Source organism: Paraliobacillus quinghaiensis (assembly GCF_003426025.1).
GTDB classification, from domain to species: domain Bacteria; phylum Bacillota; class Bacilli; order Bacillales; family Amphibacillaceae; genus Paraliobacillus_A; species Paraliobacillus_A quinghaiensis.
Window position 1 is genome coordinate 57,308 of record NZ_QJSH01000010.1, and the last position, 15,456, is coordinate 72,763.

A 15,456-nucleotide genomic window follows, 5' to 3' on the forward strand; every position below is an offset into this window, starting at 1 on the left:
TGTGATGAAAGGATAAGCCATTTTGAAAAAACAACTCCGCAAAATCTTAATTACTTTAGGTGTTTTATGTTCATTTTTTTCGTTCCTAAGTATATCCTATGCTAATGATATTGAACAAGGTGGTAATATTGACGAACTTGAATACAAATTTGATGCAGGTGAAGCTGAAACAAAAGAATATAGTGCATATGCTACAAATATGAGTGAGGAGTATTCTAACTATTTTCAGGTGACAGTGGAGGAGGCAACAGTATATGATATACGATCTAATCCATATAAGCGAGTAGGTGAGTTAGTCAAAAGTCAGGAATATGAGCGAGTAGGAGAATCAGGGAATTATCATAAGATAAAGTACGGCGATTATTATGGATATGTGCACAAAACTAACACTCGTGTATCTAAAGGTACAACAATTGAAAATAAGAGAAAAAATGAAAAAAATAGCACCATTGTGATTAAAGCAAAAAAACAAGTAACAGTATATGATAACTCTAGCGGCAGTTTTATACCATTTGGAACAATATCAAAGGATACTAGATATACTGTAATTTCAGGAAGTGAAAATTGGTGGAAGATTAGTCTCGGAGGTAGAATAGGGTATATTCATAAAAGTGCAGTATTAGCTGAATTCACAAAAGATGATAGATATTTTCAGGTGACAGTAGAAAATGCAGTGGTATATGATATACGATCTAATCCATATGAGCGAGTTGGAGTATTAGTCAAAGGCCAGGAGTATGAGCGGGTAGGAGAATCAGGGAGTTATCATAAGATAAAGTATGGCGATTATTATGGGTATGTGCATAAAACTAACACTCACGTATCTAAAGGTACAACAATTAAAAATAAGAGAGAAAATGAAAAAAACAGCAATAGAGTAATTAAAACAAAAAAAGAATTAGCTATATATGATAATTCTAGTGGAAGTTTTATACCATTTGGAACAATACCAAAGGATACTAAATATACTGTAATAACAGGAAGTAAAAATTGGTGGAAGGTGGTTCTTGCTGGTAGAATAGGGTATATTCATAAAAGTGCAACATCAGCTGAATTCAGGAAAGATGATAGATATTTTCAGGTGACAGAAAACGCAGTAGTATATGATATACGTTCTAATCCATATGAGCGGGTAGGATTATTAGTCAAAGATCAAGAATATGAGCGAGTAGGAGAGTCAGGAAATTATCATAAGATAAAGTTTGGCACTTATTATGGATACGTGCATAAAACCAATACTATACCAATAACTAATTCTAATTTTGGAAATACTAGTAGGAAAGATTTTATAATAGGTACATTAATTACTAAAGATAAAGTATCAGTTTACGATAACACTGGAGTTGGTAGCTACAAAGTATTTGCTTTAATAGAAGAAGGGAAAGAAATTCCTGTAGTTGGTCAAACTGAGAATTGGGTGGAAGTGAATATATCAGGAAGGTATGGATTAATTCATAAAAGTGTCATAAGTACTGAAATGCTTACACCCAAAAACCTAGTAAACCCAAATCAAGAATACTCGTATAAGGATATGGAAAGAGACATTTCTGAATTAGAAGCTAACTATCAAGGTTTGATTACTACAACGTCAATAGGTAAATCTGTTAATGGAAGAAACTTGTATACAGTAAAACTTGGTCGTGGTGACACAGAAATCTTTTTAAATGGTGCACACCATGCAAGAGAATGGTTAACCACAAATCTATTAATGGAAATGATAGATACCTACAGCCAAGCGTATATCAATAATAGCCAAATAGATGGTTATGATGTGAGAGATCTTTTGAATAAAGTTTCGATCTGGTTTGTGCCAATGGTGAACCCAGATGGTGTTACTTTAGTGCAAGAAGGAGCTTATAGCACCAACAATCCTCAAAAAGTTATTGAAATAAATAATGGGAGTACAGACTTCTCTAGGTGGAAAGCAAATGTAAGAGGTGTGGATTTAAACCGTCAGTATCCAGCTGGGTGGGAAACTATTAAATACAACAGAACAGAGCCTTCCTATATGAATCATAAGGGAGATGCACCTTTAACTGAGCCTGAAACCAAAGCAATATATGATTTCACCTTAGACCATGATTTTAAGACAGCAGTTGCATATCACTCATCGGGTGAGATTCTGTTTTGGGATTATAAATTAAAAGATGGTAGTGAATCGAAAGCTACTAGTCGTAATTTAGCTGATATGATCAGTGATAAAACTGGATATAGTTTGGTTATGCCAGGGCCAAATCAAAGTGGTGGAGGTTTTACAGATTGGTTTATGCATTCTCAAAATAAACCTGCATTTACTCCTGAAATTTCACCACCTGTTGGAGAAAGGCCAGTTCCGCTTTCAAACTTTAGTTCTATTTGGAATCAGAACCATTCTATTGGTTTAATGTTAGCAGAGGAAGCTTATCGAAATCGAAATAATCGGTAATGATTTAAAGTAGGGTATTATTCAAAGCGATGCTTATGGATACCCTACTTTTATATTTAAAAACAAAAAAATATTTTATAAGTGAACCTAAACTGGATTATATTACGTCTATTTAGGTAATTTCCATAAGGGAGTGGTCTTTTTGAGGAAATGCAGACTTTATTTACTAATAATAATTAGTTCTTTTTTCTTATTTGCATGTGAAGAAAATAATACAAAAACAGTTGGTGATTTAGCTGATAAAGATAAAGGTAATGAAACCTCTAATTTAGTCAATGATAAAACTTCAGAAAAAAATACTAGTGAAGAAGATGCACAAGAAAGTAATAAAGACACTACTCTAATTGATATTGATTATATCAAAGAAAATATAAAAATTGGTCTCACAAAAGAAGAAGTGAAAACACTAATTGGTGATCCGGACTTTGAGGGACTAAACATAGAGACTGACAATACCACATGGAGATACGATATAGGAGGAGAAGATGATTATGTCACCCCTCTTACTGAATTTGAGAAGGAAAATGGTATTATTGATAATGTGAATATAGATGGTTTAATGAATAATACTATAAATATGCAACTATTTGTTGGTTGGTATGACGATAGAGTTGATCATATCAGTTGTTATTATGTGAAAAATGAAAATATTAATGAATACCGAGTTTTCAATGATGGAACTGTAAGGGAAATGAATATTAAATAAATTATTGTTTGAGAGATAATAATAACCTGCTTTAATTTTTCTGGATAATAATACAAAAGCAATATTAAGAAAATATTAAGTTTTATATACGTAATCATGTAACTTTAACATTTATATTACGTCTAAATAATTGATAGGTAGTTAGGTTAAATTATGATAAAATGATGTAATGAAGAAACAATGAAACGAAGTAGGTGTGATAGATGTATAATATAATGGAGTTAGTTACAGGATTTTTACTATCAGCGATCACAGCAATAGTAATAACTCCTTTAATAAAGAAGTTGGCAATTAAACTTGGTGCTACAGATCGACCAGACTATAGAAAAAAGCATACAGAAGAAATGCCTCGATTAGGTGGTTTAGCAATTGTTGTTGGTGTAGCTGTGGGTTTAACTTATTTACAGCCACAACACCCACATATGCTAGAAATTATTATTGGTGGCTTGATTATTGTGGTAGTAGGTGTACTGGATGACTTTATTACTTTAAAGCCTATTTACAAATTAACTGGCCAAATAGCTGCAGCATCTGTCGTGGTTTCATCTGGTCTAGTGATTGATAAATTAACGATGCCATTTCTAGGGACAGTTCATTTTGACAATTTTGGAATTTTTTTAACGATCTTTTGGATTGTTGGAGTATCTAATGCGATTAATTTGATTGATGGATTAGATGGATTAGCAGCGGGTGTATCAGCGATAGGTCTAATTAGTATTCTAATCATTGCTATTATGGATTATCGAATTGTTGTAGTTTACTTATCAGTTGCATTAGTTGGTAGTTGTATTGGTTTTCTCTATCATAATTTTTATCCCGCAAAAATCTTCATGGGTGACACTGGTGCATTATTTTTAGGATATGCTATTGCTGTAGTTTCTACATTAGGTTTATTCAAGAATGTAGCACTATTTAGTTTTATCATGCCAATAGTAGTTATGGCAATTCCGATCTTTGATACACTCTTCGCAATTATTCGAAGGGTTATGAGTCAACAGAGTATTGGTACACCTGATCGAAAACATATTCACTATAAACTTCTAGAAATGGGTTATAGTCATCGGAAATCGGTATTAATCATTTATGGTTTTAGCGCCTTTTTTGGAATCATGGCTATTGTTTTTAATAGTGCTACAATGCTTGCCTCATTAATTATCATAGCTCTAGTTATTTTGGGTATTCAATTAATTGCTGAGTTATCAGGAATAGTGTTCAATGGTCAACAACCTTTATTGGATAGTATACGAAAAATAACAGGTTTAAGAGCAAAAAAGGTAGAATAAAAAAACCAGGATATCCTGGTTTTTTTTGATGTTTACTCTTCGGTCATATTACCATCTGACTCTAATTCAAGGTGGTTCCTTAACTCGTTTTTTACTTCATTTAAGGATTCTTCAGTAGGTATATAATAAGATAAGCTATTAATGTACTGACTTTCCCCTTCTAGTGTAATTTGATCAATGTTACTTACTCTAAAATCAGAATACCTTCTGAAAAAGGCTACTGCCTCTCTTAGTTTCATATTTGTCTCTAAATTACTTTCTAAGTCTTTTGCTAGATTATCAATTTTCATAATAGTTGATGCAGAGATTAATTCTTCGATTATTGCCTCTACAACTTGTTTTTGACGCTCATTTCGACCAATGTCCCCACGAGGGTCTTCTAACCTCATTCTTGCATATGCTAATGCATAACGCCCGTTTAATTCCATTTCACCTTCGTAAAATTGTAATTTTTCAGCAACTCTATCATCACTATTCTGTTTAAAATCAAAAGGAACATCAACCGTAATTCCTCCAACAGTATCAACAATACTTTTAAGACCATCGAAATTAACAGTTGCATAATAATCTATAGGTATATTGAGAAATCGTTCGACTGTTTGTATTGTTAGTTCTTTTCCACCGAACGCAAATGCATGATTAATTTTGTCCTTACCATCCCGATCAGGTATTACAACACGTGTGTCACGAGGAATACTTAAAAGTTTTAAGTGTTCATCCTTTGGGTTAAAAGTAGCTACCATGAGTGTATCCGAACGTCCACTTTGATCTCCAGATGAATAGTTTTCTACACCCATTAAGAGAATGGAAACAGGGTCATCACTAATAGAAACTTCCTTTTGTCTTAATTCTGATTTATCTCTTCCTAAATCATCATATGTTTCATTGGCAGCTTGATAGGTTCGGAAAAATAAATAACCACCAAAGCTAATCAAAACAAGAAGTAAGGAAAGGGAAATTAATATAATGCGATTTCTCTTTCGTTTCTTCTTACTTTTTCGCAATTCTTTACGGTCCATATCCATTCTCCTTTAAATATAATACAATTGACTTTATCTATTATAGAGATATTTAAAAAAAGTTTCAATGAGATAGTAAAATTAAGTATAAAACACTTCATAATTGGCTAGTTATGTAAATTCTGATTAGAATATATACAAAAATATATATCTATGATAATATTTTTAAAAGCTCGATTGTAGGATTAATTGGGTTCTTTACCTACATGGTATTAGAATTATATTACATTACTATTATTTATGGGAGAATATAAGATGAAAGATACAAATGCTACAGATAGTGATAAATTAAAAGCTCTTTTATCTAATGTTTATCAAAAAGGATCGCAAGGAGCTTCGCTACAAGAAGTTATGCATCAACTTCAAGCAGAATTACCTCGAATTTTAAAAAGAACATAGTAACCTATAGAAAAAAGGATAAGCCACTAATTACTGGCTTATCCTTTTAATGTTTACTTAATATATTGGAATTGTAAACAGAAGGACATTTAAGCTGTCCGTCCATTTTTAATTAACAATGTAATATAAATCAACATTGATACCAAAACAGAAACTGCAGCAGCTAATTGATGATGCTATAACCAAAACTCGCTGCTATTAGTCCGAATGTCATTGCCCCAACACCAACTCCAAGATCAAACGATGCAAAGAACGTAGCATTAGCCATGCCTTTCGATTTGCTGCAGCCACATTAGAAAATAAGTTTCAAGTAATTATCAGATATATATATGTGAGAATACAATGTAATGAAGTTATTAAATCAGCAATAATTCCAGTTCTATATATGCCAATAGATACATTTCAACAAATTTAAATGTATAGGATGTGCATATCTATGAAAATAGCCGTTGCAGGTACCGGGTATGTAGGATTGTCGAATTCCATATTGTTAGCACAACATAACGAAGTAGTTGCCCTAGATATTATCCAAGAAAAAGTCGATCTGATAAACAATAAAAAATCACCTATTATTGATCCGGAGATAGAAGAGTATTTAGCAACAAAGGATTTAAATCTTACCGCAACAACAGATGTAAATGCAGCTTATGATAATGCTGATTTTGTTATTATTTCTACACCAACAAACTATGATCCAGACAAAAACTATTTTGATACAAGTACAGTTGAAAAAGTTATCGAAACGGTGACAGCGATCAATCCACAGGCAACAATGGTTATCAAATCAACAGTGCCTGTAGGGTATACAGTTGAAACGAAAGCGAAGTTTAAAACAGGAAATATCATTTTCTCACCAGAATTTTTACGTGAAGGAAAAGCGCTATTTGATAACTTATATCCGTCACGTATCGTTGTTGGGGAGCAATCTGATCGTGCTAGACAATTCGCTAGCCTGTTGGAACAAGGTGCATTGAAAAAGAATATTGATGTGTTGTTGACAAACTCAACCGAGGCTGAAGCAATTAAACTATTTGCTAATTCGTACCTGGCAATGCGTGTGTCATTCTTTAACGAGCTAGACACATATGGGGAAGTAAGAGGCCTAAATACAAAACAAATTATTGAAGGTGTTGGATTAGACCCACGAATTGGTACGCATTATAATAATCCTTCATTTGGTTATGGTGGATACTGCTTACCAAAAGATACGAAGCAGTTGCTAGCAAATTACGAAGATGTACCTAACAATATTATGGCAGCGATTGTAGATGCAAACAGGACAAGAAAAGACCATATTGCGACTAGTATTATAGCAAAGAATCCTAATGTTGTTGGTATTTATCGCTTAACAATGAAGAAAGACTCTGATAACTTTAGACAGTCTGCGATTCAAGGTGTAATGAAGCGTATTAAAGCAAAAGGCATCGAAGTTGTTGTATATGAACCAGCACTTGAAGAAGAGGATTTTTATAATTCCAAAGTGATTAAGGATTTCGAAACGTTCAAACAAATTTCTGACGTGATTGTTGCCAATCGCCTAACAGAAGATTTAAAGGATGTTGAGGATCAAGTTTACACAAGAGATTTATATAGTAGAGATTAATGAATAGAAAAAGTACGCTCTCAAGTCGAGAGCGTACTTTTTTAGATTAGGCTGTCCGTCCATTTTTAATTAGTAATGTAATATAAATCAACATCGACGCTAAAACAGAAACTGCAGCAGCTAAATAAATGATGCTATAACCAAAACTTGCTGCGATTAGTCCGAATGTCATTGCCCCGACACCAACTCCAAGATCAAACGATGCAAAGAACGTAGCATTAGCCATTCCTTTTCGATTGGCGGCGGCTTCGTTAACAGCCCAAGCTTGTAAGGCGGGTTGGACACTTCCAAATCCTAATCCGTATAGTGCAGCTGCAATAAATAGAACAGTTGCGTTTGGTAACCAAACTAACAGAAGCATAGCCCCGATAATAAGGGAAGTCCCCGGTATAAATACTGCAATATGTCCTTTTAAATCATATAATTTTCCTGCAAATGATCGTGATATCATTAAAAATAAGGCGAAGAACAGAAAGTAAATCTCAATCCCTTCGATTCCTTTTTGTGCAGTATATAAAGGGAGGAAAGAGGCAATTCCGCCAAATGTAACAGTAATGAAAAATAGTAAAGAAGCAGGTTTAACCGCACTTTTTTCAAAGAAGTCAAATTTAATCGTTGCTGCTTTACTTTCGGACTGTTCGACCTTTTTATATCGAATCTGAGTAGATAGTAAGAATGCGACGAGCCCAAGCGAAGCACAGATTAAAAATAACTGGGAAAAGCTAATCATTCCAACTAAGGTTAACCCTAAGGTAGGTCCAAGTGCTAATGCAAAGTTACCGGATAATCCGAAGTAACCCATTCCTTCACCACGTCGTTTTTGTGGAATTAAATCAGTTGCAATTGTTCCAGTTGCAGTCGTCGAGAACCCCCAACCTATACCTTGTGCCATCCGCATGATAATTAGAAATCCAATTGCACCAATAATGGAATAGGATGCAACAGATAATACGAAGATCCCGAGTCCAAGCATATAAACAAATTGACGTCCTTTTGATTCTAAGGCATGTCCAGCATAAGGTCGAAATAATAGTGCGGAAAAGGTGAATATGCCGGTAACTACCCCAATTAACTGGTCACTACCACCGAGATGCTGCACAAATAATGGAATAGTAGGCAAGGTCATTTGAAAGCCGAGAAAAATAAAAAAGTTTGCCGCACAAATCAGGGCAAAGTCTTTTGTCCAAATCTTTTCTTTATCTATTGTTTGTGTTTCTGTATATTCTGCCATAGTAGTCTCCTTCTTTCCTTCGACACTCGAAATATATTATACACAAGTTTAGGAGGTTTTGAAATGAAACAGCCTATATGTTTGGAAATTGTCATTATTGGAGGTGAGCTGATGTGGATTGGGCGATCGAGAGTTGTATTCCGACGATTTCAGAGATTATTCGGCGAAAATGAGAATTATCCGGCGGAAATCGAATTAATTCGGCGATCTCAAGCATTATTCGGCGAAACCATCAATTATTCAGCGAAGTCACCCAAATCCGATCCAAAAAGCAATTCAAAGTAAAAGGTTCCGGCACACTGGAACCTAACAGCCTCAAATAACCCCATCCAATATGTAATAGGAGTCCTTTGTTGTCCCTACTTTCTGGATTTTAGGATGATGAAGAATTCTTTTTGTGACAGAACTAGATTGCAGTCCTAAAAATTCGCGAGCCTCTTTGTTCGTTATTTGATTATTATATAGAATCGCATATTCCTGGAGTGCATTTAATTGAGCATTTCGATTTTTGGACTTACATTTCGGGCAACTCCAATTACTATGCAGACGATCTAACATTACATCTTTGCAAGATGGACACCAAACGCCTTTCTTAATATTAAACGGATTAATCTCGTATTTTTCGATCACATTATATTCTCTTGGGCTGTGGTTTTTCTTCAAGATAGTAGCAAGCAAACGTAATTCCTCTATCTGATAAGACTGCTTCTGCCGACTGTACAAAACCTCATCCATCCTTCTAGGTAAATGTTGGTTTACCATGATATCAATAGTATCGTTCTCTTCAAGGTTAAGTATCACCTTTGGATGCGTAAAAGAAACAATGCAGTGAATCTCCAAAGGTGTATATCCCAGCGCCATGATATAGTGCTGCAATCGCTGTTTTTGAGCATGCGCTTGGGCCATAGGATCACTGAATGCTTCACTAATCCCATCAAGTGTCCGAATCATCTGTCCAGCACGATTGAAGCTTATTTCCCCTTTGAAATTCTTAGCCTCAATAATGAAACAAATCTTTGAGGTTAATATGAGTGCATCAATTTGAAAGTAACTACCAGACTCGGGGAGTCGCAATCCGTATAAAATAAATGCATCATCTAAATCAACCAATTTCAAATAATAATCTAGAGAACTTTCACCAAAATATCCGCTAGATACCTTCCCGTATAATTCATCTAACTTCTGAAAATTAGGATCACGCCGCATTAGCCTAGCCATTAGAACTTCTAATTGTCGTAGTTCAGCCGTTTTCTCGCAAGGTAATATTATCAATGAAAAACTCCTTTCTTATCAAGGGTGTGGGTAATTGAAAAAGGGCATAAGTGAGTGTACTTAAAAGAAATTTGAAAATTACTGAAGTTGGTCGTAGAAGTTTAGGTGTAGTGTAATAATCTAGTTTAGCGCAAATCAAATAATTGGTGGGAATACAGTATTACTTAGGGATGTGTAAATATAAAATTGGTTGATTTGAAAGGTGAGAGGGAATCATGCTGATGTAAAGCTTGTATTAACGGGTTTGGCGTGGTTAATATTGTAATTATAAGTTACTATTCTAAAAAAATCCAGCAAATTACGACATTTCATAAAAAATCAATTCTAATTAAATTTTAACCGCTCTATTTAGGTGTTTTCGCTGAATAATTTCCATTTTCGCCGGATAATTCTCAATTTCGCCGAATAACGCTCAAGATGGCTGAATAAATTAAAAAGTCGCCGAATAATCAACTCAACGTCACGCCACGCCGAATACAACAAAAGTAGCCCCGCCAACCAAAGCGGAGCCTCCTACAAATACTAAAACCATCCTTTTCGCTTAAACCACAAATACATCACGACAGCCATTACACCCATTACACCCAGTACAACAAAATAACCATATTCCCATTCCAGTTCTGGCATATTAACAAAGTTCATTCCATAAATACCAGCAATAAAAGTGAGTGGTGCGAAAATAGAAGTGATAATAGTCAAGACTTTCATCACTTCATTCGTTTGGTGTGAGTTCAACGATAAGTAATTATCACGTATATCATTTGCTATTTCACGATTCGATGCAACCATCTCTGATAGTTTTAATAAATGATCATACACATCAGTAAAATAGGCGCGCCGTTCCTTTAACCCTGTCAAATGACTCGAATTTAACATTCGATAAAACAGATCGCGCATTGGATTAATCGTATGTCGTAATTGTAAAAGCTGGTGCCTAATATCAAATAACCTATCCAATAGGACAGACATTGCTTCTTCGTTTGGATTATCTTCCACTTCATTTAGCTGATCCTCTAATTCATAAATAAGCGGGAAATAGTGATCAACGATCTTATCAGAAATCTCATAGAATATCCGATAAGGGCCCCAATTATCAATATCTTTTGCCTGCATTTTAATCAGGCGTTCCCACACTTGTGATACTTGCCTTGAAGGTTGTTTATGAAACGTGACAATATAATCTTCATGAAGGAAAAAATCATGTTCTTGTTGTGACAAATCCTTAGGGTCTATTGCATACATGATGAAAAAACTAAATGCATCATAGTAATCTAACTTAGCTCGTTGCAACTGTTGTAGACAGTCTTCAATTGCTAACGGATGAAAATGCAGGCTTTCTGAAAGGTGGATAACTTCTGTGTCTGTTGGTTGATTAAAATCAATCCAGTACCATGCATAGTCACCTTGTTGTAATCCCTCAATGGAATCCAACTTTATAAGATTATTGTATTTATCTACTGCTAAAATGTCGATCATCGACTGCCACCTGCCTCTATATGTAGTGTAGTATAGCCAGCAAAGATAGACAAGTAATCGCATTTCAAGAAAAATAAAAACGGCTTTTAGCCGTTTTTATTGGGGTGCATATTGGTGTTCATTTATGTAGGTATCATAGGAGTGCATAAATTGAAAAAAGTCGTAGTCGGACGTAATAATTTTCAATCCATAGTGGTAGGTATCAGGATCCTCTTTTTTCCAAATGATTTCGCCGCAAATGCGGTTAGTTGGTGAAAACAAACTTACTTGCAATTTAATTGTATCTCCAACGGAAAACGCTGTCATAGAAGAAAAACGTAACCCTTGTAACCCTATGTTGTGTATAACAATCTTACTATCCTTTTGTAACAAGCATGATCCATCAGCTACTTGAATCGAAGCATTAATTACGGGAGGATTTGAAAAATGTGCACGAGCATACATTCTGGGCATCAAAATAGTTCCCTTCAATTAGAAAATTTTACTACTTAAACATATCGATAATGATATTCAATGTCAATGACAATTTGGTGAATATTTGGAAAGTTTTTGCGGTAAACAAAACAGGCTAGTTGAAAAATTGAGAGGCTCTGCCAAGGTAAAGTGGAGCCTCTTATTATATTCAATACGCATTTACTTCCAATCTATTTAAATCAATCACACGTTGATTACTACTACCTCGAAACTTTAATGTTAAATCCCGTTTTGCTAAGACAAACGGACCATCAACTAAGACATCGCAGTAGCTGAGTAATTTGCGTTTTGCTTTATCTTCAGAATGTTGCAGCTGCTCAAGGGTATAACCACTGTATGCCCAAATGTGTTTGCCTAATTCCTTTAAGCGGCGTGCCACTTGAGCAACCTCCTCTGCTTGGAAGAAAGGTTCTCCACCTGAGAGTGTTACATCAGTTAACGGATTAGTTGCGACTTCCTCAACAACTTGATCTACTGTCATTTCTGTTCCATTTCGAATATTCCAGCTAGCAGGGTTATGACATCCCTCGCAAAAGTGGGGACACCCTGCAAAAAAAATAACCGTACGAAGTCCATCGCCATCAACAACGGAATCGTGAATAATATTCATTACCTTCATGAAGGATCCACACGTTCTATTGTGTCAAAAATAGATAACTGATCATCCTCACGCATTTTGCTCTGATGTTTCACACGTTGACTTTCTTCTGCGCGTTTTGCGGAATTCCACTTTTTCATATCCCCAACCAAGTAACCAGTAATCCGTCTAATTCGCTCAACTTTATCTTCATCAGAAGTATCACAGCTCGGGCACGCATTATCAATAATGCCGGTGTAGCCACAGCTTGTACAACGATCAACGGGGTGGTTAATCGACCCATAACCAAAATCACTTTCACCCATTGTTTTGACTAATTTATCTAGTGCTTTCGTATTTTTAGATACATCACCATCACACTCGACATAAGAGATGTGACCACCATTACAGAATTTGTGGAACGCGCCTTCTTTTCTAATTTTATCAATTGCTTTGATCTTGTAATAGACAGGCACATGGAATGAGTTCGTATAATAGGTACGCTCTGTTACACCAGGAATCACACCAAATTCAGCTTGATCTCTCTTTGTAAATCGACCTGATAAGCCTTCCGCAGGTGTTGCGATCAAAGAAAAGTTCAAATCATAAAAGATTGCAGCTTGATCTACTTTATTACGCATGTGCTCAACAATCCGATATCCCAAACGAAATGCCTCTTCTGATTCACCATGATGCTCGCCAATTAATGCAACAAGCGCCTCTGCTAATCCAATAAAACCAATGCTCAATGTACCATGTTTTAGAACATCTTCTAACGTATCATTCGCTTCAAGCGTCTCACTACCTAACCAAACGTTTTGTCCATATAAAAAGGAGAAGTGTTGTGCTTGTTTTTTTATTTGGAACTGGTAGCGTTCTAATAATTGTTTGATTGTCAGTTCCATATAATCTTCTAGTTTCTCAAAAAAAGCATTTTCACTATTAGTCGTTAAGGCAATCTTAACTAGATTAATTGAAGTGAAGGATAAATTACCGCGCTGGATACCATTTTCTTCGCCATGACGATTGCCCATTACCCGTGTACGACAACCCATATAGGCAACCTCTGATTCTGGTGTGCCATTATAATATTGTCCGTTAAATGTAGAATCAATAAAACTAAAGTTAGGGAATAGACGCTTTGCTGTTGTCTCAAGTGCTAATTGATATAAATCATAGTTAGGCTCGTCCACTTCAAAATTAATACCTTTTTTCATTTTAAAGATTTGAATTGGGAAAATTGGTGTTTCGCCATTTCCGAGACCTGCTTTGGTTGCAAGTAAGATATTTTTCACTAATAAGCGGCCTTCTGCTGAAGTATCTGTACCATAATTAATCGATACGAATGGTACTTGTCCACCTCCACGAGAATGCATGGAATTACAGTTATGCACGAATGCTTCACATGCTTGATAGACTGCACGATCTGTTTCTTCCCATGCAATTCTTTCAATCTCTTCTGCCTGGTAGGTAGTTTCATAGCCTGCTAGACGCTTTTTATGTTTTAGATATGTTTTGTGTACATATGGTGCTAGGTCATAATCAAACATGGGGTAGCTCTGGCCGCCATGTTGCATGTTTTGGTTGGATTGGAAGACAATCGATGCGAGTGCCATTGCGCTCACAATGTCATTCGGTTCACGCATATAACCATGTCCTGTATTAAAACCATCTTTTAAAATAGCGCCAAGCGGAATCTGACAACAAGTCGTTGTTCCAGTTGGCATGAAATCTAAATCATGTGGATGGATGAAATTTTCCTCGATTGCTTCTGTTACGTCTGCACCTAGCATCATTTTTTTGGCATAATGCTTGGCAGCTTCTGATGCGAATTTTGACATTTGCCCCATTGGAGATTGCCCATCGACATTGGCATTTTCCTGAATAAGGTCTTGATTACTTGCGTCGACAATTTCGTTTAATGATGCTAAAAGTGCATCTTCAGTTGATTTGGTTAGAGTTGTTGTGTGCATTAACCTCACTCCTATTACAATATATAGTGCTTATGTATGAATTTAAAATCTATATCTAGTGTACGGTGATTAGTCTAGCATGAAAATCAAATTAAAAACTGTGCTTAATATCACAATTGATTAAAAAGATTTTTAGCTTGATTTGTTGTAGTAGAGGGAAAGCACGTGGATTTTCGGCATAAATTGATAAATATTATTCACAGAAATTTCATAATAGGGTATATATAACTATACGAACTTTTTAACGTAGTGTTTGATCGTAGGGGGGCTGCAGGAAACGTGATACTATTGAATGCGCGAGCCTGTTATCTACCCAACCATAGGAGTCATCCATTTGCTTACTTGCGCTAGTTAGTGGACCTAATCATGGATTAACATAATACTCAATAAGCTTTTATGCTACTAAAGTGATCTATACTGCATTATTATATTTCTTAGACTAAACTAGCGTATCAAATGAAATTGACGACACTCCTCGGAAATACAGTTCGATTTCCTTCGTGCGATGTGAGTTCATTGAAGCATTCCTTGTCCTGCAGGAACAGCGCGAGCTGAAGATCCACTCGGAAGCGTTCTTTGGGCCTGCGGTTACTCGGCCCACGAAAACATTGCTTCCCAGTTAGCTGAAGCCGTGGGACTGCGATTACTCACCCCATCATAAAGCCCTGCCTGCGTAAAGGGAGTTAATTTCATTTGAGAAGCGGATGAGAAGGCTACTTCGTACCTATAATCTAGTCTGTATATTAAGAAGCAACAATGTTTGAGAAAAGAGTATACGCGCACAAGAAAGAACGGATTCGGTAGGCATCCGAATCCGTTCCGTTAAAGAAGGTTATGCTAATGGTGTGGTTCGAAAGTTTGACAATCAGTTTCTTCTTGATTGGCAGCCTTTTTACCATGATGGCTCACCACATAAATGGAATTTGCACTACAATGGTTTTCTTTCGCCCAGTACTTACAATTCTGCACCTCACATAGTACATCTTCAGCCAAAGCACCCGCCTCCTACACCACTAGC

Annotated in this window: 14 protein-coding genes and 1 pseudogene; 6 read left to right on the forward strand and 9 right to left on the reverse strand. The window is 35.7% G+C overall.

The window, feature by feature from the left end; all coding sequences use genetic code 11:
• Positions 1-22 precede the first annotated feature (22 nt).
• From D2K40_RS08475 to D2K40_RS08485, 3 genes are all read left to right on the forward strand, one after another.
• Complete coding sequence (locus D2K40_RS08475; protein WP_117154960.1) at positions 23-2,425, forward strand: M14 family metallocarboxypeptidase; 2,403 nt, start codon at positions 23-25, stop codon at positions 2,423-2,425.
• Between the two features lie 142 nt (positions 2,426-2,567).
• Positions 2,568-3,131, forward strand: a complete 564-nt coding sequence (locus D2K40_RS08480) for a hypothetical protein (protein ID WP_117154962.1) — start codon at positions 2,568-2,570, stop codon at positions 3,129-3,131.
• 203 nt (positions 3,132-3,334) lie between these two features.
• Positions 3,335-4,414 carry a glycosyltransferase family 4 protein gene (locus D2K40_RS08485; protein WP_117154965.1) on the forward strand — a complete coding sequence of 360 codons (1,080 nt, stop codon included), beginning with the start codon at positions 3,335-3,337 and terminating at the stop codon, positions 4,412-4,414.
• A gap of 32 nt (positions 4,415-4,446) precedes the next feature.
• On the opposite strand, the gene D2K40_RS08490 is transcribed toward D2K40_RS08485, so the two are convergent.
• Positions 4,447-5,433 (reverse strand): LCP family protein, encoded by a 987-nt coding sequence (locus tag D2K40_RS08490; protein ID WP_117154967.1) that lies wholly within the window; start codon positions 5,431-5,433, stop codon positions 4,447-4,449.
• A gap of 255 nt (positions 5,434-5,688) precedes the next feature.
• Here D2K40_RS08490 and D2K40_RS16390 point away from each other — a divergent pair, with 255 nt between their 5' ends.
• Positions 5,689-5,832 carry a hypothetical protein gene (locus tag D2K40_RS16390; protein WP_162879173.1) on the forward strand — a complete coding sequence of 48 codons (144 nt, stop codon included), beginning with the start codon at positions 5,689-5,691 and terminating at the stop codon, positions 5,830-5,832.
• 89 nt (positions 5,833-5,921) lie between these two features.
• On the opposite strand, the pseudogene D2K40_RS16805 reads toward D2K40_RS16390, so the two are convergent.
• Positions 5,922-6,106, reverse strand: a pseudogene (locus tag D2K40_RS16805) (MFS transporter); the annotation flags it as partial.
• Positions 6,107-6,268: 162 nt separating this feature from the next.
• Between D2K40_RS16805 and D2K40_RS08495 the strand changes: the two are divergent.
• Positions 6,269-7,435, forward strand: a complete 1,167-nt coding sequence (locus D2K40_RS08495) for a nucleotide sugar dehydrogenase (RefSeq protein WP_117154969.1) — start codon at positions 6,269-6,271, stop codon at positions 7,433-7,435.
• A 46-nt stretch (positions 7,436-7,481) separates the two neighbouring features.
• Here the strand turns inward: D2K40_RS08495 and D2K40_RS08500 are convergent, their stop codons facing one another.
• Positions 7,482-8,666: an MFS transporter gene (locus D2K40_RS08500; RefSeq protein WP_117154972.1), complete on the reverse strand. Its 1,185-nt coding sequence runs from the start codon at positions 8,664-8,666 to the stop codon at positions 7,482-7,484.
• A 63-nt stretch (positions 8,667-8,729) separates the two neighbouring features.
• Here D2K40_RS08500 and D2K40_RS08505 point away from each other — a divergent pair, with 63 nt between their 5' ends.
• Positions 8,730-8,951: a hypothetical protein gene (locus tag D2K40_RS08505; RefSeq protein ID WP_117154974.1), complete on the forward strand. Its 222-nt coding sequence runs from the start codon at positions 8,730-8,732 to the stop codon at positions 8,949-8,951.
• A gap of 30 nt (positions 8,952-8,981) precedes the next feature.
• On the opposite strand, the gene D2K40_RS08510 is transcribed toward D2K40_RS08505, so the two are convergent.
• From D2K40_RS08510 to D2K40_RS08535, 6 genes are all read right to left on the reverse strand, one after another.
• Entirely contained in the window at positions 8,982-9,938 is a 957-nt protein-coding gene (locus tag D2K40_RS08510) for a nuclease-related domain-containing protein (protein ID WP_117154976.1), read from the reverse strand.
• A gap of 522 nt (positions 9,939-10,460) precedes the next feature.
• Positions 10,461-11,414: a magnesium/cobalt transporter CorA gene (gene corA, locus D2K40_RS08515; protein WP_117154978.1), complete on the reverse strand. Its 954-nt coding sequence runs from the start codon at positions 11,412-11,414 to the stop codon at positions 10,461-10,463.
• Positions 11,415-11,510: 96 nt separating this feature from the next.
• Positions 11,511-11,867: a PilZ domain-containing protein gene (locus D2K40_RS08520; protein ID WP_117154980.1), complete on the reverse strand. Its 357-nt coding sequence runs from the start codon at positions 11,865-11,867 to the stop codon at positions 11,511-11,513.
• A gap of 169 nt (positions 11,868-12,036) precedes the next feature.
• Positions 12,037-12,507 (reverse strand): anaerobic ribonucleoside-triphosphate reductase activating protein, encoded by a 471-nt coding sequence (gene nrdG, locus D2K40_RS08525; protein ID WP_117154982.1) that lies wholly within the window; start codon positions 12,505-12,507, stop codon positions 12,037-12,039.
• Entirely contained in the window at positions 12,504-14,438 is a 1,935-nt protein-coding gene (locus D2K40_RS08530; RefSeq protein WP_117154984.1) for an anaerobic ribonucleoside triphosphate reductase, read from the reverse strand. The genes nrdG and D2K40_RS08530 overlap by 4 nt, the downstream gene beginning before the upstream one ends.
• A gap of 837 nt (positions 14,439-15,275) precedes the next feature.
• The gene (locus tag D2K40_RS08535; RefSeq protein WP_117154986.1) at positions 15,276-15,431 is read right to left on the reverse strand and encodes a DUF1540 domain-containing protein; all 156 of its coding nucleotides are present in this window, start codon (positions 15,429-15,431) and stop codon (positions 15,276-15,278) included.
• Positions 15,432-15,456: the final 25 nt, after the last annotated feature.

Coding starts and splice junctions, on each gene's coding strand:
- D2K40_RS08485 (WP_117154965.1), top strand. CDS start 3,335: ATGTATAATATAATGGAGTTAGTTACAGGATTTTTACTATCAGCGATC.
- D2K40_RS08490 (WP_117154967.1), bottom strand. CDS start 5,433: ATGGACCGTAAAGAATTGCGAAAAAGTAAGAAGAAACGAAAGAGAAAT.
- D2K40_RS16390 (WP_162879173.1), top strand. CDS start 5,689: ATGAAAGATACAAATGCTACAGATAGTGATAAATTAAAAGCTCTTTTA.
- D2K40_RS08495 (WP_117154969.1), top strand. CDS start 6,269: ATGAAAATAGCCGTTGCAGGTACCGGGTATGTAGGATTGTCGAATTCC.
- D2K40_RS08500 (WP_117154972.1), bottom strand. CDS start 8,666: ATGGCAGAATATACAGAAACACAAACAATAGATAAAGAAAAGATTTGG.
- D2K40_RS08505 (WP_117154974.1), top strand. CDS start 8,730: ATGAAACAGCCTATATGTTTGGAAATTGTCATTATTGGAGGTGAGCTG.
- corA (WP_117154978.1), bottom strand. CDS start 11,414: ATGATCGACATTTTAGCAGTAGATAAATACAATAATCTTATAAAGTTG.
- D2K40_RS08520 (WP_117154980.1), bottom strand. CDS start 11,867: ATGCCCAGAATGTATGCTCGTGCACATTTTTCAAATCCTCCCGTAATT.
- nrdG (WP_117154982.1), bottom strand. CDS start 12,507: ATGAAGGTAATGAATATTATTCACGATTCCGTTGTTGATGGCGATGGA.
- D2K40_RS08530 (WP_117154984.1), bottom strand. CDS start 14,438: ATGCACACAACAACTCTAACCAAATCAACTGAAGATGCACTTTTAGCA.